Below are 21295 nucleotides of genomic sequence, written 5' to 3'. Positions count from 1 at the left end.
AGACGCGTTCGAGCGTTCTACGGGCCGATCGTCACTTCGCGGGTTCCGGCGGGGAGAGCGACTCCTCGCGGAGCGTCGCGGCGGCCGATTCCTGTGCAGCCCGCACCTCGCGCATCTCCTCCGGGTGTTCGTGGTAGTACGCCAGCGCCGAATACACCTCGCCGAGCGAGATATCGAGCTGGTCCGCCACGTCGACGGGCGGATGGTCCCCCTCCACGACCAGCTCGTAGACGTGCAGGACGCTGACCCGAGTGCCCTCGATTCGAGGGTCACCGCCGAGGACGCCTTCGGTTCGAACGATATCGGCCATCACCACGGCCTACTACCCGTTCGGATATAAACCGCCGGCTGCGACTCGACGAAGGACACGCGTCCGCCGGCGCGCCGGTTTTCCGGCCGCGGGCCCAACGGGCGACATGGTCACGTTCGGCGGCGCGCGCGAGTTCGGGACCCGCGTGTATCGGGACTTCTCGGAGAAGAACGTGACGTTCATGGCCGCCGGGCTGGCGTACAACGCCTTCGTCTCGCTGGCGCCGCTGTTGCTCCTTTTGTTCGTCGTGCTCTCGGTCGTCGGCGGCGGGCTGGAACAGCGGGTCGTCGAGGCCGCCGAGGCCTGGCTCCCCGGGCCCATCGCCGACATCGTCGCGCAGCTGTTCGCGGGCGACGCCGCGACCGGCGGCGCGTCGGTCGTCGGGCTCGTCGTCCTCATGTGGGGGGCGCTGAAGATCTTCCGCGGGCTCGACACCGCGTTCTCGGAGATCTACGAGACCGAGTCGGACAACGGCTTCACGGACAAACTGCGGGACGGCGTCGTCGTCATGGGGGCGCTGGTCGTCGCCGTCCTCGCGACGGTCGGCGTCAGCGCGGCGTTCTCCGTCTTCTCGGATACCGTCCCGTTTCTCGGACTGGCGACGCCGCTGGTGCTGGTCGCCGGGCTGGTCCTCGCCTTCTTCCCGATGTACTACGTCTTCCCGGACACGGACCTCGGCTGGGAGGACGTGCTGCCGGGGACTGTGTTCGCCGCCGTCGGCTGGGCGGCCTTCCAGAGCCTCTTCCAGGTGTACCTCGCCTTCAGCGACCCCGGGTCGAGCAGCTTCTTCGGCGGCGTCATCGTCGTCGTCACGTACCTCTACTTCACGGCGCTGGTGCTTCTGCTCGGTGCGGTGATAAACGCCGTCCGGGGCGGCCACGCCTCGGGGCGGCCCGGCGGCGTCGGCCGGAGCGCGGGCGGCTTCGAGCGGAAGCGCCGAGAATCGCTGGATCGGGGGGAACTCGACGCCTACCTGCGCGGGCTGGACGAGCAGCTCACCGCCCGCTACGAGGCCGCGCGGGCCGACCCCGACCGGGAGCGCCGACCGAAACCGAGCGGCGAGGTCGACCTCCTGGAGTACGCGGCGGGCGACGGCGACGAGCGCCGGTGGACGGTCGAGCTGAGCTGGCCGGCGCCGAACGGCGAGTCCGGCGACGACCGCCTCGGTGACGACCGGTCCGCCGCCGGTCGACCCAGCGGCGACGGCCCCGGCGGTCGCCCGGACCGGGCGGACGACTGAGCGCCGGTCGGCGTCGACTAGCGGTTCGGCGCTCGGTGGTGCGGCGTCGGCCGGCCTTCAGCGGTCGTCGACGGCGATCCGCCCGCGGAGTTCGTGTTCCGACGCGGGACTGACCGTGATACCGGCCTCGTCGAACCGTCGTCTGACTCGCCGGGCGAACGCGGACCTGGCCTCGAACACTTCGGACTGGCGGGCGTCTTCGAGCCAGAAGTGGGCGCGCAGGCGGACCACCCCGTCGCCGAGTTCGTCGACGAACGCCGTCGGTTCCGGCCGGTCGGCGACGCCGTCGAGGCCGCGGGCGGCGGATTCGAGGATCGCGGTCGCCCGGTCGGGGTCGTCGCCGTAGTCGATACCGATCCGCTGGACGACGCGGTAGCGGTCGCGGCCGAACGGGCGGGTGATCGCCCCGCCCGTCAGGACGGTGTTGGGGACGGTCACCAGCGCGCCGTCCGGGCTCTCGACGCGGGTGACCCGGAGCGTGACCGCCTCGACGGTGCCCTCGCCGCCCTCCCACTCGATGTAGTTGCCGACGCTGAACTCGGGGTCGAACACGAGCACGAGGCCGCTGACCAGCGAGCCGACGACCGTCTGGGCGGCGACGCCGACCGCGAGCGTCGCCGCCGCGACGACCAGCGCCGAACTCGTGAGGACGGTCGTGAGCCCGGCCATCCCGGCGCCGACGACGGCCGCGACGACGATGACGACCACGCGGACGTAGCGGGTGATAGCGTCCTGGACCGTGGGGTTGCCGCGGTTGCGGCGCCGGACCGCGCGGCTGACCGCCGGTTCGACGAGGAACCACCCGACGATGACGACGACGGCCGCCCCGAGGAGGAACCACGCGGCGCGGACGACCGCCGGCGCGAGTTCGACGAGTTCCTCCGGGCCGACCCCCGGCGTCGGTGTCGGCGTTCCGGGCGTCGGCGTCTCGGCCTGGCGAGGTGCGGACGCGGCGGGCGCGACCATGGCGGGCCCCCCGTGCGCCACGCCCAAAGGTAGCCGCCGCGTACCGCGGTTCGACCGCGAAACTCCCGCGGCGCAGGTGGTCGTACGAGCGGTCCGCGGGCCGCCGGGCCGACCGGTCGTCCGGGGCCCGGTCGCCCCAGAAAGCATTTTCCGCGGGCCCCTGACGGTGGGGGTGTATGGTAGACACGGATGCGAAACGAGCGGCCGGTCGCGGGCTGGCAGGGGGAATCGCCGCCTGGATACTCGGGTACCTCGTCGTGTACGTGCTACACGGCACCAACATCGAGAACTCGCTGGGGTCGCAGATCCTGGAGTTCCTGACCGGCGACGCCGTGACGTGGAAGCTCGTCGGCTGGCTGTTCTTCAACGCGCACAACGTCACCGTTACCGTCCCGGGATTCCTCGGCGAGAGCGCCTGGAACTTCGTCGCACAGTCCGATGAGGCGGCGCTGACCGCCTTGTTCGTCCTCCCGCCGGCCCTGCTGATCCTGGCCGGGTTCGCGGCGGCCTGGAACGCGGCGGACGCGCCGACGACCGCGGCGCGGAACGGCGCGGCGGTCGTGCTCGGATACCTCCCGCTGTCGGTCGCCGGCGCCGTCCTGTTCACGATCGGGAGCGAGGACGCCACCGCCGGACCGACGCTGGTGACCGCCGTCCTGCTCGCCGGGGCGGTCTACCCGCTGCTGTTCGGTGCGGTCGGCGGGCTCGCCGGCGGACACCTCTCGGCCGACTAGGGGCGGGCCGTCCGCAGTGCCGGTGACCGACCGCGGAGCCGATGGCCGGCCGTCGACGGTGTCGGCGACGGAGGGGGCGCGTTCACCGGTTCGACACGCTTTTGTCGTCAGTCGTCGATACTCGGGCAAATGGGAGAGCGCCGCGAACTGGCGGAGAAGATCGCGGGCGAGATCGCGCTGAGCGACGACCCCGGCGGCACCCTCCGGAAGTGGCGCACCGACTTCGAGGTCGCCCAGACGGAGCTGGCCGACGAACTTGGCGTCTCGCCCTCGGTGGTGTCGGACTACGAGAGCGGCCGCCGCGAGAGCCCGGGCATCGGCGTCGTCAAGCGCACCGTCGAGGCGCTGCTGGACATCGACGAACGTCGCGGCGGCAGCCACATCCGCCAGCACGCTCGCGTCCTCTCGGCCGGGTTCGACGCCGATATCGTCCACGACCTCCGGGAGTACTCGGCCGCCGTCCCGATCGACGACTTCTACGAGGCCATCGGCGCCACCGAGATCGTCTCCGGCGCCCAGGAGAGCGTCGCCGGCCACACCGTCATCGACAGCATCCAGGCCATCTCGCGGCTGTCCTCCGAGGAGTTCTACCGCCTCTACGGCCAGTCGACCAACCGCGCGCTGGTCTTCACCAACGTCACCAGCGGCGAGGGCGCCATGGTCGCGCTCCGCGTGCTGAACCCGACGCCCAACGCCGTCGTCCTGCAGGGCCTGGACGACGAGAGCGTCTGGGAGCACGCCGGCGACCTCGCCCGCATGGACGGCTACTCGCTGGCCGCCTGTCCGACCGATCTCGACGAGATGCTCGCTCGCGTGCGCGAGCTGCCGTAGCGCGGGCGTTCGGACGGACTGGTGTGACAGCCAACCACACGACGGAGGAACGCTGAAGGGGCTCGCCGGAGTCCTCGCAGGCATGAGCGGACCGGTCTTCATGGCGGCCGAGCGGGTGACGTTTCACCCGGTCGAGGAGGCGGACCTGGAGTTCTTCCGCGACCTGATCAACCACCCCGAGGTGCGCGAGGGGCTGGCGGCGACGCGGCCGCGCAACATGGCCGACGAGCGCGAGTGGTTCGAGTCGCTCGGCGAGGACGGCGTCCAGTTCTGCCTGCGGGTCGACGGCGAGCGCGTCGGCACGGTCAGCTTCCGGCAGTTCAGCGAGGAGTGGGGGACGACCGAACTCGCCTACTTCTTCCACCCGGACCACTGGGGGAACGGCTACGCGACCGAGGCCGTTCGACGGATGACGACCTACGGCTTCGAACAGCGCCGCCTCGGCAAGGTCTGGGCGCGAGTCCTGGCGTTCAACGACGCCTCGGCGCGCGTGCTGGAGAAGGCCGGTTTCGAGCACGAGGCCACACTCCGGGGACAGGCGTTCGCTCGCGGTGAACGCGTCGACGTGGAACGGTACGGCGCGCTCGCCGACGAGTGGGAGGGGTGACCGGTGGCCGGACCGGTATTCCTCCGCGGCGACGGCGTGACCCTCCACTCCCCCGAGGACGAGGACGCCGAGTTCTGCGCGGATCTGGTCAACGACCCGCGCGTCCGTCACGGGCTCTCGGTCGCGCGGCCGAACGGGCCGACGAGGAGCGCGAGTTCCGGGTCGAGAGCGACGAGGACGATCGGGTCGGCGCCGTCGACCTCGTGGACATCGACGAGCAGTTCGGGACGGCCGAGGTCGGCTACTTCTTCGCGCCCGATGCGTGGGGCAACGGGTACGCGACGGCGGCCGTCGAGCGCGTCGTCGACTACGCCTTCGAGGAGTTGCGCCTCCACCGCGTCCACGCCCGCGTCTTCGCGTTCAACGAGGGGTCGGCCCGGGTGCTGGAGAAGGTCGGCTTCGAGCGCGAGGGCGTCCTCCGGGAGGCCGCGTACATGCACGGCGAGTACGTCGACGAACTCCGCTACGGCCTGCTCGAACCGGAGCGGTGAGTCGCCGCCGCGTCAGCGCCGCCCGATGTCCGGGTACTCGTAGCCGTCCGAGTCCGTCCCCGTCTCGGTCCCGGCCCCCGACTCCGCCTCGGTCGCGGTCGCGCTTTCGGTCCCCTCGTCGGTCGACCGGACGACCGACCCGTCGGGCCGGAGCACCCACCACACGTCGTTCGCGCCCTGGCCGTTCGCGTCGCCGGGGTCCTCGTCGCTGGCGAAGTAGTACAGCGGCCACCCGTCCGCCGCGACCTGCAGGGAGCCGTCCTCCCGCTCGAAGGTCGTCAGCTCCGCCGACACGTCCGGCCCCGCCGTCACCGCCGACTCGTCGTCGACGGTCAGCGGCGGCCACGCCCCGGCGCACCCGTCGTAGCACGTGCTCGCCCCCTCGCCCTGCGTGTCCGAGTCGAAGTTGTACAGCGTCATCCCCTCGGGCCCGACCAGTATCTCCCCGAGGTCCTCGTGGGAGCGGACCCGAACGAGCGCCGGCGAGTCGCCGCCCGGTTCCGTCCCCTGTCCGGGCGTCCCGGTCGACGCGTCCGTCGTCGCTGTCGACGCCTCGTCGGCGTCGTCCGCTTCCCCGTCGGTGTCGTCCGCTTCCCCAGGAGTGTCCGTTCCGTCGCTCTCGCCGGTACAGCCGGCGATGGCGGCGGTCGATACCGCTGCGGCCAGCATCTCCCGTCTCGTGGGTCGCATAGCCGTCCTACTCGGATCGGACAGTTGATGCTTTTCCGGACTTGCTCCGGAATCTCTCCGGGGTGCAACCGGGCTCGCTCCGAAGTCGTCGACCGTCGAATCGCTACAGCCCGAGTTCCCGCCCGAGGACGAGTCGCTGGATCTCGCTGGTCCCCTCGCCGATCTCCATGAGCTTCGCGTCGCGGAAGAAGCGCTGTGGCGCGAAGTCCGTGGTGTAGCCGTAGCCGCCGAGCACCTGCACGGCGTCCTCGGCGACCTCGCGGGCGATCTCGGAGGCGTCGAGCTTCGCCATCGAGGAGAGACGCGTCACGTCCTCGCCCTCGTCGTACGCGACGGCCGCCTTGTGGGTCAGCAGCCGCGCCCGCTCGATCTTGCGGTCCATCGCGACGAGCATGTCCCGGACGGCGTCGAACTCGCCGATGGGCTGGCCGAACTGCTCGCGCTCCTTCGCGTACTCCAGGGCGGCCTCGAAGGCCCCCTGCGCGAGCCCCACTGAGAGGGCGGCGATGGAGATGCGGCCGCCGTCGAGCGTCTTCTTCGTCTGGTCCCAGCCGTCGCCCGGTTCGCCGAGCAACCGGTCCTCGGGGACTCGGAGGTCCGACAGCCGGAGTTCGCAGGTCGGCGAGGCGTTCAGGCCCATCTTGTCCCACACCGTCGTCACCTCGAAGCCGTCGTCCTCGGGGTCCACGACGAACGTCGAGATGCCGTCGTAGCCCGCGCCCGGCTCAGTCACGGCCTTGACGAGCACCGAGCCCGCGACGTTGGCGTTCGTGATGAACTGCTTCGTCCCGTTCAGCACCCACTCGTCGCCGTCCCTCTCCGCGGTGGTGTCCATGTCCGAGGCGTCCGACCCCGATCCGGGCTCGGTCAGCGCCCACGCGCCCAGGCGCTCGCCGGTCGCGAGCGGTTCGAGCCACCGCTCCTTCTGGGCCTCCGTCCCGAACAGCTCGATGGGTTTGCTCCCCAGCGAGACGTGGGCGGCGTAGGAGAGGCCGATCGACCCCGACACCCGCCCCAGCTCCTCCGTGACGAGGGCGTACATCAGCTGGTCGCCGCCGAGGCCGCCGTACTCCTCGGAGACGGGGACGCCCATCACGTCCAGGTCCGCGAGCTCGTCGAACACCTCCGCCGGGAACCGGTGGTCGTCCTCGATCTCCTGGGCGATGGGCTCGATCTCCTCGTCGCAGAAGTCCCGCACCGTCTCGCGGATCATCCGGTGCTCGTCCGGGAGGGTGAAGTCCATACGCAAATATTGCCGGCGGCGAGAATAAAGGCTGTGTCGGCCGGGTTCGATATCCGTTCGGTGCCGGTGGCGGCTGTCGCGGTGCGGTCGGCGCGCGCTGTCGCGAGTCCCGCCACTCCGTGAGCGAGCGCGAACCAGCCAACAGCTCACTCGCTCCGTCGCTCGCGGATGGCGTCGGCGAGCGAGTCGGGGTCGTCCAGCCGCTCGACCACCCGCAACTCGTCGCCGACCGCGACCTCGCCGCCCTCCACGACGTCGGCGCAGATACCGCCGCGCTCCTCGGAGAGCGCCTCCGCGAGGTCCTCCTCCCCGGCCACTTCCTCGACGTGGGCGCAGGGCGGCCGTCGACGGGTCCCCTCGAAGACGGCCCCGCCGACGGAGAACCGGGTGTCGAGCAGCTCGACCACGTCGCGGTCGACCACCAGGTTCCGGCGGTGGCGCCCGTCGGAGAGGTCGATGTCGTACCGCTCGCGGACCGTCTCCAGCGCCGCGCTGTCGACGAGCGTGACCTGGCACACGTCGTACGGCGAGTAGTAGCCCCGGCCGCGGCAGTAGCGGTCCCCGCGCAGGCCGCCGTCGGCGAGAGCCCGGACGGTCTCCCGGGCCTCCATCGGTGCGCCGCCCTCGGGTGCGGTCCAGATCTGTCGGACGCTCGGCATGGCCGCGCTCGGGGCCGAGCGAGCAAAACGGTTCGGGCCGGCGGCCGGCGGCCACCGCGGAAGTACAGTCGCCACCGCGTCGCCGTCACTCCCCCTCGAAGGTGTGGCCGTCGTCGACCGGCGGGGCGCCGACGCCGATCACGCGGGCCGGCCCGCCGGCGTCGTCGGCGACGTGGGCCCGGTGGGGGCTCCCCGGCTCGGCGACGAAGAACTGGTCGGCCGCGACGCGGTAGGTCTCGTCGGGCGTCTCGACGCTGAGCGTCCCCGATATCACGTAGAACGCCTCCTCCTGTTCGTCGTGGTAGTGCATCCCCGAGAGGGGGATCTCCTCCCCCGGTTCGACGGCGTAGGTCCGCAGCCCGAGCCGCTCCATCCCCGCGGCCTCGCTGACGTAGCGCATCTCGGACGGTCGGTCCGGTTCCGGTTCCAGGTCCGCCGGGTCGACGACGTGGTAGCCCACGGATCGAGCGTCGGCCGGCGGGATCGTAAACGTTCGCCAGCCGGCCCGTGGAGCGACGGTTCGGGTAGTGACGATTCGGGGAGCGCCGATCCCCCGTGAGGGCCCCCGCGGAAGTGGCGTCGGAGTAACATCTATGAGTCCGCGACGGCTAGGACCGGACATGCAGCCCAGACCCGACTGGTCCCTCCGGGTTCGGATGCTCGCGGCGATGGCCGGGATGGCCGCCCTCTACGCCGCGTTCGTCGGCGTCGCCGCGTGGTGGGCGACCGACGCCCTCGGGAGCGCCGGGCTCTTCCTCGTCGTCGGCGTCGCGGGCGTGCTCGTCGCCCTCCAGTACAGGTACGCCCCCGACGCCGCGCTCAGGGCGCTCGACGCCGACCGCGTGAGCGAAGCCGAGTACCCCGACCTCCACGCACGCGTGAGTCGCCTCGCCAGCCAGGCGGGCGTCCCCGAGCCCGACGTGGCCGTCTCGCCGCAGTCCCAGCCCAACGCGTTCGCGACCGCGAAGGGCCGCGACGACGCCGTGGTCGCGGTCACCGAGGGGCTGCTCGACACGCTCCAGGGCGAGGAGCTCGACGCCGTGCTCGCCCACGAGATCGCCCACGTGAAACACCGCGACGCGCTCGTGATGTCGGTCGTCACGTTCCTCGTGACCGTCGCCGCGATGGTCGTGCGGAACTTCTGGTGGTTCGGCGACGGCGGGGGCGACGCCGGCGGCGGCGACGGCGGGATGCCCTGGCTCTGGGCGTTCGTCGCCGTCTCCGCGGTCGCGTGGCTCGGCGGCTACCTCGTCTCGCGAGCCATCTCCCGGCACCGCGAGTACGCCGCCGACCGCGGCGCCGCCGTCATCACCGGCAAGCCCGCGGCGATGGCCGGGGCCATCGAGACCATCTCCGCGGAGATGGCCGCGACGCCCGAGCGGGACCTGCGCGACCACGCCGAGCTGAACGCGCTGTTCATCGTCCCGGCGGAGGCGAAATCGCGGCTCGTGAAGGCCATGGAGACCCATCCCGACCCCGAGAAGCGCGTCGAGCGGCTCTCGGAACTGGCCGGCGAGTTCGAGGGGCGCTGAGGCGGCGGTCCCCGGAGCGAGCGGTCGACCGCTCCGAGTCGCCGAATGGAAACGCCTTTGGCCCGGACAGTCGCATTTCGGGGTATGAGCAACGGGGACGACGAAGCGGCCGACGACGCCGAGGAGGCCGCCGACGAGCAAGCCGACGCGGGCGAGGCCGAGGAGACGGCGCTGTCGGCCGACACGCTCGCCCAGCGCCTCGACGACGCCGAGGAGTCGCTGGAGGCCGCCGAGACCGAGGCCGACCTCGACGAGGTCGAGGAACAGCTGAACGAGATCGAGGCCGACCTAGAGGCGGCCGACCTGCCCGAGCCCGACGAGGACGACGAGGACGCGGAGGACCCGGCGGCCGAACTCGAAGACCGCATCGCGGACCTGCGCGACCAGCTCGAGGACCAGCGCGGTCCCTACGCCGACGACGTGGTCGCCGCCCTCGAAGAGGCCCAGTCGACGATCACCGACACCCGCTGGACCGAGGACGGTCGCCCCGACGTGGTCACCGCGGTCCAGTCGTATCTCGGCACCACGGCCGAGCAGCTCGACACCGAACTCTCGGCCGAGAGCGACGACCCCGAGGACCTGGCCGACGCCGTCGACCAGGCCGCCCAGGTCGTCGAGGGCAGCGCGCTCGACCCCGACGAGGACGCCGAGACCATCGCCGCCCTGCTGGACGGGGCCGAGACCCTGCAGGACGACCTGAAGGCCGCCGAGGAGTGGGACGATCTGACGGTCCGCGAGCAGCTGGACGCCGAGGGGTTCTACGACGTGCTCGAGTCGGGCAACCGCAAGGACTTCCCCGCCGAGTGGAACGCGGTGAAGGTCTACGAGGAGCTCGGCGAGGTCGAGCCCATCGTCAAGGCCCTGGAGACGTTCGACTCCGACTTCATGGAGGAGAACGTCCTCGACACGCTCTGGCGGATGGGGCCCGAAGAAGCGTACGACGCCGTCCACCAGCGCGCCCAGAAGCGCAACAAGCGGCCCGTCGAGATCCTCGGGAAGATCGGCGACGATGACGCCGCGGAGACGCTCCACGACTTCATCGACGGCGACGGCGACGCCGCCCTCCAGAAGGTCACGCTGCGCGCGCTCGGCGAGATCGGCAGCGAGGACTCGGTCGAACCGGTCGCCCAGCGCCTCGACGCCGACAACTACGAGATCCGCTCGGCCGCGGCCCGCTCGCTCGGCCTGCTCGGCGACACCCGCGCCATCGAACCGCTCGCCGACGTGCTGGAGAACGACGAGGCCAACGAGGTCCGGGCCAGCGCCGCGTGGGCGCTCAACCAGATCGGCACCGAACGGGCGCTCGACGTGCTCGCCGACTACACCGACGACCGCGCCTACCTCGTCCAGTCCGAGGCCGAGAAGGCCGTCTGAGTCTCCGTCCCTGTCCGGCGGCCTTCGGTTCGCGTCGTGAACTGCGTCGCTGTTTCCGGTCGATCCGACGTTGGAGACACGCGGATGCCCCCGACTGTTCTCGACAGCGGACGTACTCGACAGCGGGCGTACTCGACAGCGAGTGATGAAAGCCCTCGGCGCGCTCGCGGTCGCTGAACGGGATATCCGCCCTCTCCGCACCGCCCGCTCACGGCAGAGCCGTTCGCTTCGAGGCGCTGCGCGCCTCGCACCGCGCGGATAGTGCCCGCTCAGGCGACGCCCGGCGCGAGCGCGCCTCGCCCGTTCAGTCCGCCAGGACAGCACAGCACCGCAACAGCACCGCCACCGCACAGCACCGCAGACGGCCACGAGCCTCCCCAGCCGATTCGCGACACGCGAGTCGCGAATCCCTCGCGCGATTATGTCGCGGCACGGAGGCCGCGACAGCGCGCGCCGACGTGGACAGGTCGACGAGCGAACCGAACGGTGGAGAGCGGATCGACGCCCTGCACTGGTACAGTCGCTCCCGCTACTCGGCGACGGCGTCGGCGCACTCCCGCAGGAGGCCGTCGATGATCTCGGGCGTCGTCGGGTGGTAGGCGCGGTCGGGCACCTCGCGCACGTCGAGTTCCATCTCGACGACGACCTGCATCGTCTTGGCCATCACGTCGGCGTGGTAGTGCAGGCCCTGCCAGCCCAGCACCGTCGCCGACTCGCGGTCGACGACGAGCTTGGCGACGCCCTCCGGAGCGTCCTTGGCCTCGAACACGCCGTCGTCGCTGGCCCGCCGCTTCGCGACGGCCACGTCGTAGCCCGCCTCGCGTGCCTCGCGTTCGGTCATGCCGACGCGGGCGTAGGGGTAGACGCCCAGCCCGGAGAAGATGACGTGATGGGTGACGTTCTCGTAGGCCTCCAGGGGTTCGCCGCGTTCGCGCCGGAGGATGTTCTCGGCGGCGGTGAACCCCTGCTCCTTGGCGACGTGGAGGATCGGCTCCTTGCCGTTGGCGTCGCCGACGACGAACACGCGGTCGTCGTCGCGGGCCTGCATGGTGTCGAGGACCCAGTCCGGCCCCCGCTCCAGCGCCGAGTTCTTCAGTCCCAGCCGGCCGAGACACGGCCGCCGGCCGGTGAACAGGTAGAGCTCGTCGGCCTCGACGACCTCGTCGTCGCCGTCGGCGCCTTCGAGGTACAGCCGGACGCCGCCGTCCTCGGTGGGTTCGACGCGCTTCTCGTAACACTCGGTGGGGATCCGCACGTCGAAGGCCTCGCGGTAGAGGTCGAGGACCGCGTCGCCGAAGTCGGGGTCCGCCTCGTCGATGGGCCGCTCGTCGTGCTCGACGACGGTCACGTCGGTCCCGCCGACCTCGCTGAGGTACGGGACCATCTCCAGCCCGATGTAGCCCAGCCCCATCACGACCGCCGAGTCGGGGAGCTCGGTGGCGTCGAGGAGATCCGCGCTCGTCTGGTGGGGCACGTCGTCGATGCCGGGCAGGTCGGGGATGTTGACCGCCGAGCCCGTCGCGATCACCACGTAGTCGCCGGTGATCTCGCGGCCGCCGGCGACGACCGTGTGGTCGTCGACGAACCGCGCGGTGTCGTGGACGAAGGTCGCGTCGTCGCGCTCGGCGATCTCGTGGATCGACTCGCGGCGGTGCTCGGCCCACCCGAGCGTGTGGTCGTCCTTGCGCTCGATGGTGCGGTCGAGGTCGACCTCGTGTGGGTCGCCGAGCAGCCGCTCGTCGTGGCGGGCCCGGAAGCGGTGGGCGCCGGCCGACAGCACCTCCTTGGAGGGCATACAGCCCCGCAGGATGCAGAGGCCGCCGCCGGGTTCGCCGTCGTCGATCAGCGTGAGTTCCACGTCGGGTTCGTCGGCGAGCGAGTTCGCGACCGCCGCGCCGGCGCTGCCGTAGGCGCCGACGATGACCACGTGAACCATACCAGCCCATTGACCGACCAGCGGTAAAGCGTTCGGGGGGCCGTGCGTGACAGACGGGAGCGCCGGCGCCGGGGCGACCGCCGCCGCGGTCAGTCCTCGACCGGCGACTCCGGCGTGGGGTTGCTGCCGCGGCCGTACAGCAACTTGGCCGCGCGCGAGCGGTTGACGACGCGGTCCCACAGCACCAGCGTCGACGGGAGGACGACGATCGAGGCGAGGTAGGCGTAGACGACCGACAGCGCGGTCAGCAGGCCGAAGACGCCGATCGCGGGGTTGAGCGCGAACACGAGCATCCCCATGCCGGAGACGGTGGTGAGCATGCTCCCGGTGAGCGCCCCGCCGGTGCCCCGGATCGCCCTGTCGAGGGCCGTCTCGATGTCGTGGTCCTCGAACTCGTCGGCGAAGCGGTGGACGACGTGGACGGAGTAGTCGATGCCGAGCCCGATCGTCAGCGAGAGGATCACGCCGTTGATCGCGTTGAAGTCGATGCCGAGGTAGCGCATCGACGCGACGACGAACGTCACCGTCACCGCGATCGGGACGACGTTGGCGACGCCGAGCGACGGCCGCCCCTCCAGGACGCCGTAGACGACGATCAGGAACACGGAGGCGCCGACGAGCGTGATCAGCAGGCTCGTGACCACCGTGCTGAGGATCAGCTCGGAGGCCTCCTCGAAGATGACGGCGTTACCGGTCGGCGTGGCGTCCAGAGAGGTCTCGGCGGCGATCGCCTCGGCGTCGGCCGCCACCTCGCCGTTGGTCGCGTCGGCGTCGACGGAGTAGGTGACGAGCGTGCTCCGGCGGTCGTCGGCGAGGACGCCGCCCACGCCGCTCCCCGGCGCCGACTCCAGGGAGTCGTAGACCGCGCCGAGGTTCTGCTCGGGGATGCCGTCGGCGTCGGGGTCGTTGCGGGCCACCAGATCGGCGAACGCCGGGTCCCGGTCGGCGTACGAGCGGACGACCGTGACGACCGACTGGCTCTCGGCGTGGCGGCCGTCCCGGAGGATCGTGGGCGGCGGGTCGTCGCCCATCCGGTAGACCTGGTCGAGCGCCGCGTCGCGGCTCATCCGCGTCTCGACGTACAGCAGGACCGAACTGCTCTGTGGGAAGTTGTCCTCGACGTAGTTGGTCTTCGAGACGTAGCTGTACTCCGGCGGGCTGAACGGTCCGGGCAGGTCCCGCTGCCACTCGGGGATCTCCTCGTACTCCGGCGGCAGGAAGTCGTCCTCGCTGAAGCCGGTGCCGACGCCGGTGGCGTAGACGCCCGCGCCCGTGCCGGCGACGAGGACGACGAGCATGAACAGCGCCGGCGCCCGCTGGGCGATGGCGACGCCGCCGCCGAGCGCGCGACCGAGCAGCGACCCCTCCGAGCCAAGCGGGCGCTCGCTCATCGTCGGGATCGGGTACCGCGCGCGCAGCCGGTCGATCTTGACCTTCGCGGCCGGGAGGAAGATCCCGAAGATCAGGAAGGTGAAACAGATGCCGACGGCGGCGACGAAGCCGAAGTCGCGGATCGGCGCGAGCGCGCTCGGCAGGTTCGACAGGAAGCCGATGACGGTCGTCCCCATCACGATGAAGAAGGCGACCAGCAGCTGGTCGGTGGTGACCTCCATCGCCGTGCCGACGGGCTGGTCGCGCTCGCGCTCCTCGCGGTAGCGGTTGACGGCGTGGATCCCGAAGTCGATGCCGACCGCGATGAGCAGCGGCGGCACCGCCACGAGCAGCGGGTTGAACGCGATGCCGGCCAGCCCGAGGAAGCCGAACGTCCACAGCAGCGTCAGCAGGATGGCCACGACGCCAAGGATCAGGTCGACCAGGTCGCGGTAGGCGACGACCAGGAAGCCGACGATGAGGACGAACGCCGCCGGGAGCACGAGCGCCAGCGACGACCCGATCGTGTTGGGCGCGCTCCCGACGGTGTCGATGTCGCCGGCCACGCTGCCGACCACCCGCTCGACGCGCTCCTCGCGGGCGTCGACGTCGCGGTCGTGGGTCACGGACGCCTGGGCCGACCGCGCGGCCGCGCTCTGCGTGTCGAAGTCCTCGCTGACCTGCGACCGGAACCCGGGCGTCTCCGCCGCCCGCCGGACCGCCCGGTCGATCTCGGTGGCCGTGGCCGCCTCGACGGCGTCGATCTGCGCCTCGACCGTCGTCGCCGCCGGGTCGAGCTGCTGTGCGACGGTCCGGGCGGGGCTGGAGACGCCCGTCACGCGCAGGCCGTCGTGGTCCTGCAGCCGCTCCTGGGCCCGCAACATCCGCAGCATGCTCGTCCGCGAGAGGACGTTCTGCTCGCGCTGGAGCAGCTGCGTGGTCGTCGAGCTCTCCCCGAACGGGGTACCGAAGTCACGCTGGATGTCCTGGAACGCCTCGAAGGAATCGAGGTCCTCGACGAACTGGTTGCTCCCGCTCTCGGTCTCGACGTTGCCGAGACCGCCGAGGAAGACCGCGGTCACGAGGAGGAAGGCGAGGCTGATCCGCCCCGGGTAGGAGGCGATGGCGTCGCCGACCTCGTCGGTGAACCACTCGAAGACCATCTACCTGTACCACAGGTAGCCGCCGACCAGGGCGAGGGCGACGACGACCGCGGCGAGGACGGGCACCGGCAGCCCGCCGCCGCTGTCCTCGGGCTCGGTCACGTCGACCGCGACGGTGTAGCCGCTGTCGAGGGTCGTGTCGCCGTCGGCGTCGTCGTACTGGAAGTCCAGCTCGACGGGGTAGGACTTCGCCAGCGCGTCCGAGCCGGCGCTGACCTCGAAGGTGAACGTCTCGGACTCGCCGGCCGGGATCTCGCCGGCGTAGGCCTCGCTGTCGTCGACGGTGATCGGGTCGTCGGCGTAGATGGCCGCCGACACGTCGCTGACGGGGTCGTCGCCGACGTTGGTGACGCTCACTTCGAGGACGCGCCCGGCGCCGCGCTCGACGGTCCCGTTGGCGACCGACACGTCGAAGGTGTCCCGTTGCTCGCGGACGCGCTGGCGGGTGTCGAAGCTCTCGGCCTCGCGGCGCTCGTCGTCGGCGTTCCGGTAGGTCGGCCGCAGCGTGAACTGCCTCGGCCCGGCCTCGGCAGCCTCGCTGATCTCCACGTCGAAGGTGAACGCCTTCGACTGGTTGACCCGCAGGTTGCCGACGGAGTACTCGCGTTCGAGCGGCGAGACGTTCTGACCCTCGGACTCGAAGACGACCACGACGCTGTCGGCCCGCGCGTCGCCGACGTTGGTGATCGTCCCCGACAGCGTCCCCTCCTCGCCGACCCGCAGCGACGAGCTCAGGTTGCTCGCCGCGAACTCGTACTCGACCTCGGGGTCGGGGCGGACGCCGAACTGCAGCGTCCCGGACTCGCCGGGGTCGCCCTCCCCGTCCTCGTAGCCGACCGAGGCCTGCAGGGAGTAGCTGCGTGACTCGGCCTCCGGCGTCGCGGTCGCCTCGACGGTGATCTCGCGGGTCTCGTTCGCCGCCCAGGCGCCGACGTACTCGCTGGCGGAGGTCGACCCGCCGAAGGTGAGCGCGGGGCTGGTCGAGGTGAACGACACCGAGGCGTCGCGCACGTCGACCGGCCCGTCGTTGCGGACGGTGAGGGTCACGGGCCCGTCGTCGTCGACGGCGAGGTCGCTCTCGCTGTCGACGATCGTGAACGTCTGCTCGGGCGCCGGCGTGACGCCCAGCGAGAGGCTGTTGGACTGCAGCGGCGTGCTGTCCTCGTCCTCGTAGTTGACCGTGGCGCCGAAGGCGTACTGCTGCTGGCTCGCCGTCCCCGCGGCGCTGACGCGGTAGGAGACGGTCCGCGTCTCGCCGGGCGCCCAGGCGCCGCCGACGTAGCGGGTCGACGACGACGAGGCGCCGAACGTCAGGTCGGCGTTCTGCGAGGTGAGCGCGACCGAGGCGTTGCGGGCGACCGCCGTCCCGGTGTTGCGCACCGTCACGTCGACGGTGCCGGTGGCGCCGATGCGGGCCGTCGACTCCACGTCGGTCACGCGGAACTGCGCGGCCTCCTCGATCGTCACGTCCACCGTGAAGTTCTTCGTCGTGCTCGTGCGGTTGTACTCGCTCGTCTGGGGGTCGACCGACTGCGTGTAGTTGTACGAGACGTTGATCGGCAGCTCGTAGGTGCCGGGCTGTGCCGACCGGTCGACGTCGATCCGGAACTCGACCGGCGCGGAGGAGCCGTCGGCCAGGCGCGCGACCGCGCGCTCGTTGGTGTTGACCGTCAGCGGCGCGTCGTGCTCGCCGACGCTCGCCCGGACGGCGCGGGCGGTGGTCACCTCCTGTTCGAGCCCCGGGTTCGACAGCGACCCGTTCGTGACGTTGCCGTCGTTCAGCAGGACGACCCGCAGCGCGGTCTGTGTCCCGGGGGCGAAGTCGGTGTCCGGCACCGACACGTCGATCCCGGGGTTGCCGGTGACGTTGTCCTGCTGCTGTCGCTGCTGGGCCGGCGTCGTCGTTCCGTCCGCCGGTCCGGCCGCCCCCGTCGGACCGGGCGCGTCGGCCGAACCGGGCGGCTCCGCCGACGGCGCGTCCACTCCATCGGCGCCGACATCGTGGTCAGTGACCGCGCCGGCGACCGGCGACGCGGCGAACAACAGTGCGACTGCGGCGACTATCAGGACCTGTGTCCGTTGCATGGGTTCTCGTTTTCCACCCACCGTGCCGCGGGGACCAACGACGGCGACGCAGGTGTCGTCGCGTGGTTGCCGCCCGAACCCCGTCAATCATTGTAAACAGGAAGGAACTTTCCGTGAGTTTCCCCCGCCCGAACCGACCACAGCCGCCCGACCGGCGGTCAGTATCAGATCCATTGGTAACATTTAACAAGGTATAGGGCGTAGCTACCGATAGCGTCGAACCGACAGACAGCGACGGAACGTAGACCACAACAATGGCAACCAACGAAACTCGCTCCGAGACGAGCCGCTACGACGAACTCGAGATCGCGAACGGCGACATCGTGATCTACGACGTCGACAACCACCGGGCGTGGATCCAGTCGGACGAGACAGTAACCGGCGACGAGATAGCCTGAACCGCTCGGAGCGGCCCCGCTGCCCCGCCGAGGCGGCGGACCGTCCTCGCACCGTCCCCGCGTCGATCTTTTTCCGCATCCGCCGGGCAGCCGCGCCACCGGCGGTGCCCCGGGGCGACCCCTACCCGCCGTCGCGGCCGGGGGCGCCGTCGTCATCGCGACCGGCGGAGTCATCGTCGTACCCGGTCGAACGGTCGCCGTCGTCGCGGTCGGCCGCGCGGCCGCCGTCGGTCGGGCGGTCGCCGGTCGCGTCGGGGTCGGCGAACTCGTCGGCGGTGGCGCCGCCGTCGTCGCCGACCTGCGCCTGGAGGCGGGCGATCTCCGTCTCCAGTTCCCGGATGCGCTCGTCGTAGTCGTCGTCCGAGCGCAGCCACAGCGCGCCGACGACCGCGATGAGCACCAGCGGGAGACCGAACACGACCACCGCCACCACGAGGATGACGAACAGTTCGATGCCGCCGGGCATCCCCATCTGGGCGAGCATACCCGCGGGTACGTCCGTACGCGCGAAAACCCTTCCGACGTGACACTCCCGCGGTCGCGCGGCCGCCCGTCGGGCATCCCACCGAGGTCCGTCCGGACGGTCGCCGCTCAGAAGTCGGAGATCGACGTCTGCAGGCCGGCGACGAGGTTGGACTTCCGGCGGAGCCGCCCGAGGGGGACCGGGACCGCCGGGAGCACGGCGTCGAGCGCGTCGCGGAAGCTCTCGGCCACGCCGTGTTCCCCGTCGAAGGCGTGGCGGACCCCCTCGCGGACCTGCCAGACGCCGACCGGCGCCCAGTACTCGTCGGTGACCTCCCGCAGCACGAGGGCCTTGGCCTGCCGGTCGCGCTCGTGGAGGTGCTCCAGCACCGCCAGCCGCGAGGCGTAGTAGGCGCCGGCGGTCTCCTCGACGTAGCCCGTTCGGCCCTCCCAGCCCTCGTGGGCGCTGGCGAGGTAGTAGTCGTCGGCCGCGGGGTTCCAGACGCTCTCGGGCGCCTTCATCTCGACGAGTTCGAACTCCCACTGGCCCGGGGCGAGGATCACCCAGTAGCGGTTGCCCATGTACTCGTTCGTCCAGACCGAGACCTCGTCGACGGTGTCGCTGTGCTGGAGTCCGCCGCGCAGGTACTTCCCGACGGTGTCGTCGACGGCGGTGATCGACCACCGCGTCGGGACGAGCCTGCGCTCGTGCCCCTGGCCCAGCGCGCCGGCCGAGAGGATCGTGTTGATGTCGTACACGTCGAACCCGCGGCGGTAGAGGTAGGTCATCGCCCCCTCGGCGGCCCAGTCGTCGTCCTCCAGGGTCTTCTCGACCGGCCGCGGCACGTGGGGGTTCTCCGCCAGGTCGGCGTTCGTTGCGCGGGCGCGCGGGCCCGTCGGCGTCGAGATGTCGTCCAGCGAGAGGTCGATGTCCGGCGTCCCGTCGAGGCCGACCTCCACGTCGACGGGGTGGTCGGCGATGGCCACCTCCCTCTGGGTGCCGACGAACCCGTCCCACACGTCCGACACGTCCACTTTGGCCGACCGCGTGGAGTTGAGCATCCCCGTCCGCCGCTGGAGCACGTCGTCGATCCCGTAGCCCTGCTGGTACCACTCGCCGCTGGTCGCGAAGTCGGCGGCGTCGGCGTCGCCGCCCATCGGCGAGAGCACGCCCGTCGAGACGTTCGGGTAGCCCGACCGTCCGACGAACACCTCTGGAGCCGTGGACCCGAACATCGAGTCGCCCTGCACCGCCTGCTGGAACTCCCGCTCGACGCCGTCGAGGTACTCGGTGATCTCGTAGGACTTCTCCTCGGCCAGCCGGCGCTTCTCGGCCGCCTCGTCGCGCTGGAAGTCCTCGATGAAGTCGTCGAGGCGCATGCCCGCCATTCGCCCGACCCTACCGTCCCCACGGGCTTGAATGGGTCGGTGCCGGCGCCCGCGACCGGGGCGGGACCGACCGACCGCGGCGGCCGGTCGACCGCCGGTGGGTCGCAGGCTGTCGGCCGGTCGTCTACCGGTCGCTGGTCGAGCGCGCCCCCGTCCGTCAGCCGTCGGCCGCCTTCCCGGTCGGTGCGCGCTCGGCCACGTCGTCGGGCGCGAGCCCGAACCTGGCCAGCCGCGACTCGACGGTCGGGTGGTCGGCCGTCACGCGTTCCAGCCGGGTCCGGCCCGCGCCGAACGGGGAGCGGCCGGCGACGGCGTCGTCGGCGTGGCCGAGCAGTCCGACGGCGTAGAGCCCGGTGCAGAAGTCGGCCGCGCTCGTCGCCCGGACGGCCACGTCGTCGGCGTGGTACTCCTCCAGCCGGTTCGCGCGGGCCGCGAGCGCCCCGACGACGAGGACGGTCCCGGCGCTGGCGAGGACGTACAGCAGGCGGTTGAACTCGTTCGAGCGGGCGACGCCGGCGGCGAGGAAGGCGCCGCCGCAGAGCGCGGCGACCGTCGGCGGGAGGTGCCGCAGGGCCACGAGCCAGCAGGCCGCCAGGCCGACGGCGTGGGTGGCGCCCTCGCGGACCGGAACCCGGCGGACGTGGCCCAGCGAGAGGTGGGCGAGTTCGTGGGCGACGACCGCCCGGAGCGCCGCGTCGTCGAGGCGCTCGGCCAGCGGCGCCGAGACGACGACGGCCGCGCGGTCGCCGTCGCCGAGGACCGACACGCCGCCGGCGCTCTCGCGGTCGACGACCACCGACGGCGTCGCCACGCCCAGGTCGGCGGCCACCCCGGCGACGGTCCGGCGCAGGCGGGGCGGCGCCTCGTCGGCCAGTTCGAGCCCGCGAAAGAGGCCGTCGGTGACGACCCGGCCGACGGCGAACTCCAGCCCGAAGCTCGCGAGCGCGAGCGCCGCGACCGCCGCCGGCGCCATCCCGGCCGCGTGGCAGGCGACCAGCGCCGCGGCCAGGACGGCGAGCAGGAGCGCGTCGACCAGCCGGTGGGCCGCGGGCAACCCCACTTCGCGGGCGAGTCTGCGCGTCGGCGACACGATACCGGTCGTTCGGCCCGCCGGGGCAAAAGGAGTCGGTGCGGGGGTGATGTCAGCCCTGCGGCGAGCGGATCCGAACCCATATGGCCGCCGGCCGGCGAGGTGGGGACGATGCCGACAGTCGAGTGCGACGCGGCGGTGGCCCGCGAGCGGCTGGAAGAGGCGGGCGTGGAGGTCGAGCCGGGCAACACCGACCACGAGCGCTGGCGCGCCGAGCGCGGCGACGCGACGGCGGTCGCCTACGACGACAAGGTCGTGATCCAGGGGGCCAACCCCGCGGACCTGGAGGGGTTGATCCGCGAAGGGGGCGGCCGCGCGCACGTCTACTTCGACGGCGCCTGCCGCGGCAACCCCGGCCCCTCGGCGGTGGGCTGGGTCGTCGTCAGCGGCGACGGGATCGTCGCCGAGGGCGGCCACACCATCGGCCGCGCCACGAACAACCAGGCCGAGTACGAGGCGCTCATCGAGGGGCTGCGCGTGGCGAGCGACTACGGGTTCGACGAGGTCGACGTGCGGGGCGACTCCGAGCTGATCGTCAAGCAGGTCCGCGGGGAGTGGGACACCAACGACCCCGACCTCCGGGAGTACCGGGTCACCGTCCGGGAGCTGTTGACCGGCTTCGAGGAGTGGTCGCTCGAACACGTTCCGCGGGAGATAAACGACCGCGCCGACGAACTCGCCAACGAGGCGCTCGACGAGGCCTGACCGGGCCCCACGAGCCGGA

The 21295-nt window shown here is 71.6% G+C and carries 21 protein-coding genes; 9 read left to right on the top strand and 12 right to left on the bottom strand.

Translation table 11 applies throughout. The features are described from left to right. Window positions 1-31 precede the first annotated feature (31 nt). Window positions 32-310: a DUF433 domain-containing protein gene (locus E3328_RS08570; RefSeq protein ID WP_135364153.1), complete on the bottom strand. Its 279-nt coding sequence runs from the start codon at window positions 308-310 to the stop codon at window positions 32-34. Window positions 311-416: 106 nt separating this feature from the next. Between E3328_RS08570 and E3328_RS08565 the strand changes: the two genes are divergently transcribed. Further along, a complete protein-coding gene (locus E3328_RS08565; protein WP_246022938.1) occupies window positions 417-1550 on the top strand; it encodes a YihY/virulence factor BrkB family protein in 1134 nt (377 codons plus the stop codon). A gap of 57 nt (window positions 1551-1607) precedes the next feature. Here the strand turns inward: E3328_RS08565 and E3328_RS08560 are convergent, their stop codons facing one another. Then, entirely contained in the window at window positions 1608-2516 is a 909-nt protein-coding gene (locus E3328_RS08560) for a mechanosensitive ion channel family protein (RefSeq protein WP_135364152.1), read from the bottom strand. Between the two features lie 176 nt (window positions 2517-2692). On the opposite strand from E3328_RS08560, the gene E3328_RS08555 reads away from it, so the two are divergent. The 4 genes from E3328_RS08555 (at window position 2693) to E3328_RS08540 (ending at window position 5179) form a co-directional block, all read left to right on the top strand. After that, window positions 2693-3250 carry a DUF7978 family protein gene (locus tag E3328_RS08555; RefSeq protein ID WP_135364151.1) on the top strand — a complete coding sequence of 186 codons (558 nt, stop codon included), beginning with the start codon at window positions 2693-2695 and terminating at the stop codon, window positions 3248-3250. 129 nt (window positions 3251-3379) lie between these two features. Next, window positions 3380-4081 carry a helix-turn-helix domain-containing protein gene (locus E3328_RS08550; protein ID WP_135364150.1) on the top strand — a complete coding sequence of 234 codons (702 nt, stop codon included), beginning with the start codon at window positions 3380-3382 and terminating at the stop codon, window positions 4079-4081. 82 nt (window positions 4082-4163) lie between these two features. Continuing rightward, on the top strand, window positions 4164-4688 hold the full coding sequence (locus E3328_RS08545) for a GNAT family N-acetyltransferase (protein WP_135364149.1): 525 nt from the start codon (window positions 4164-4166) through the stop codon (window positions 4686-4688). Beyond that, window positions 4676-5179: a GNAT family N-acetyltransferase gene (locus E3328_RS08540; RefSeq protein WP_342775078.1), complete on the top strand. Its 504-nt coding sequence runs from the start codon at window positions 4676-4678 to the stop codon at window positions 5177-5179. Before E3328_RS08545 ends, E3328_RS08540 begins: the two co-directional genes overlap by 13 nt. A gap of 12 nt (window positions 5180-5191) precedes the next feature. On the opposite strand, the gene E3328_RS08535 is transcribed toward E3328_RS08540, so the two are convergent. From E3328_RS08535 to E3328_RS08520, 4 genes are all read right to left on the bottom strand, one after another. Next, a complete protein-coding gene (locus tag E3328_RS08535) occupies window positions 5192-5869 on the bottom strand; it encodes a COG4315 family predicted lipoprotein (RefSeq protein WP_135364148.1) in 678 nt (225 codons plus the stop codon). 103 nt (window positions 5870-5972) lie between these two features. Then, window positions 5973-7112 (bottom strand): acyl-CoA dehydrogenase family protein, encoded by a 1140-nt coding sequence (locus tag E3328_RS08530; RefSeq protein WP_135364147.1) that lies wholly within the window; start codon window positions 7110-7112, stop codon window positions 5973-5975. Between the two features lie 146 nt (window positions 7113-7258). After that, window positions 7259-7771, bottom strand: a complete 513-nt coding sequence (locus E3328_RS08525; protein ID WP_135364146.1) for an MOSC domain-containing protein — start codon at window positions 7769-7771, stop codon at window positions 7259-7261. Between the two features lie 85 nt (window positions 7772-7856). Continuing rightward, complete coding sequence (locus E3328_RS08520) at window positions 7857-8231, bottom strand: cupin domain-containing protein (RefSeq protein WP_135364145.1); 375 nt, start codon at window positions 8229-8231, stop codon at window positions 7857-7859. 160 nt (window positions 8232-8391) lie between these two features. On the opposite strand from E3328_RS08520, the gene E3328_RS08515 reads away from it, so the two are divergent. Then, window positions 8392-9303, top strand: coding sequence for a M48 family metalloprotease (locus E3328_RS08515; RefSeq protein WP_135364144.1), 912 nt, complete (start codon window positions 8392-8394; stop codon window positions 9301-9303). Between the two features lie 84 nt (window positions 9304-9387). Beyond that, window positions 9388-10677 (top strand): HEAT repeat domain-containing protein, encoded by a 1290-nt coding sequence (locus E3328_RS08510; RefSeq protein WP_135364143.1) that lies wholly within the window; start codon window positions 9388-9390, stop codon window positions 10675-10677. A 529-nt stretch (window positions 10678-11206) separates the two neighbouring features. On the opposite strand, the gene E3328_RS08505 is transcribed toward E3328_RS08510, so the two are convergent. The 3 genes from E3328_RS08505 to E3328_RS08495 form a co-directional block, all read right to left on the bottom strand. Continuing rightward, a complete protein-coding gene (locus E3328_RS08505) occupies window positions 11207-12613 on the bottom strand; it encodes a dihydrolipoyl dehydrogenase family protein (RefSeq protein WP_135364142.1) in 1407 nt (468 codons plus the stop codon). An 89-nt stretch (window positions 12614-12702) separates the two neighbouring features. Then, window positions 12703-15147 (bottom strand): efflux RND transporter permease subunit, encoded by a 2445-nt coding sequence (locus E3328_RS08500; protein WP_135364141.1) that lies wholly within the window; start codon window positions 15145-15147, stop codon window positions 12703-12705. Further along, entirely contained in the window at window positions 15148-17232 is a 2085-nt protein-coding gene (locus tag E3328_RS08495) for a COG1361 S-layer family protein (protein WP_135364140.1), read from the bottom strand. Between the two features lie 254 nt (window positions 17233-17486). Between E3328_RS08495 and E3328_RS21925 the strand changes: the two genes are divergently transcribed. Then, entirely contained in the window at window positions 17487-17630 is a 144-nt protein-coding gene (locus tag E3328_RS21925; protein ID WP_167837346.1) for a DUF7331 family protein, read from the top strand. Between the two features lie 121 nt (window positions 17631-17751). On the opposite strand, the gene E3328_RS22355 is transcribed toward E3328_RS21925, so the two are convergent. The 3 genes from E3328_RS22355 to E3328_RS08480 form a co-directional block, all read right to left on the bottom strand. Then, on the bottom strand, window positions 17752-18114 hold the full coding sequence (locus E3328_RS22355) for a hypothetical protein (RefSeq protein ID WP_209452144.1): 363 nt from the start codon (window positions 18112-18114) through the stop codon (window positions 17752-17754). 107 nt (window positions 18115-18221) lie between these two features. Beyond that, a complete protein-coding gene (gene nreA, locus E3328_RS08485) occupies window positions 18222-19472 on the bottom strand; it encodes a DNA repair protein NreA (protein ID WP_135364708.1) in 1251 nt (416 codons plus the stop codon). 166 nt (window positions 19473-19638) lie between these two features. After that, window positions 19639-20571, bottom strand: a complete 933-nt coding sequence (locus tag E3328_RS08480; RefSeq protein ID WP_135364139.1) for a M48 family metallopeptidase — start codon at window positions 20569-20571, stop codon at window positions 19639-19641. Between the two features lie 111 nt (window positions 20572-20682). Here E3328_RS08480 and rnhA point away from each other — a divergent pair, with 111 nt between their 5' ends. Further along, entirely contained in the window at window positions 20683-21276 is a 594-nt protein-coding gene (gene rnhA / locus E3328_RS08475) for a ribonuclease HI (RefSeq protein ID WP_135364138.1), read from the top strand. The last annotated feature ends 19 nt before the right edge of the window (window positions 21277-21295 follow it).

The organism is Halosimplex halophilum (assembly GCF_004698125.1).
GTDB classification, from domain to species: Archaea; Halobacteriota; Halobacteria; order Halobacteriales; family Haloarculaceae; genus Halosimplex; species Halosimplex halophilum.
This window is presented reverse-complemented; position numbering and strand designations above follow the sequence as displayed.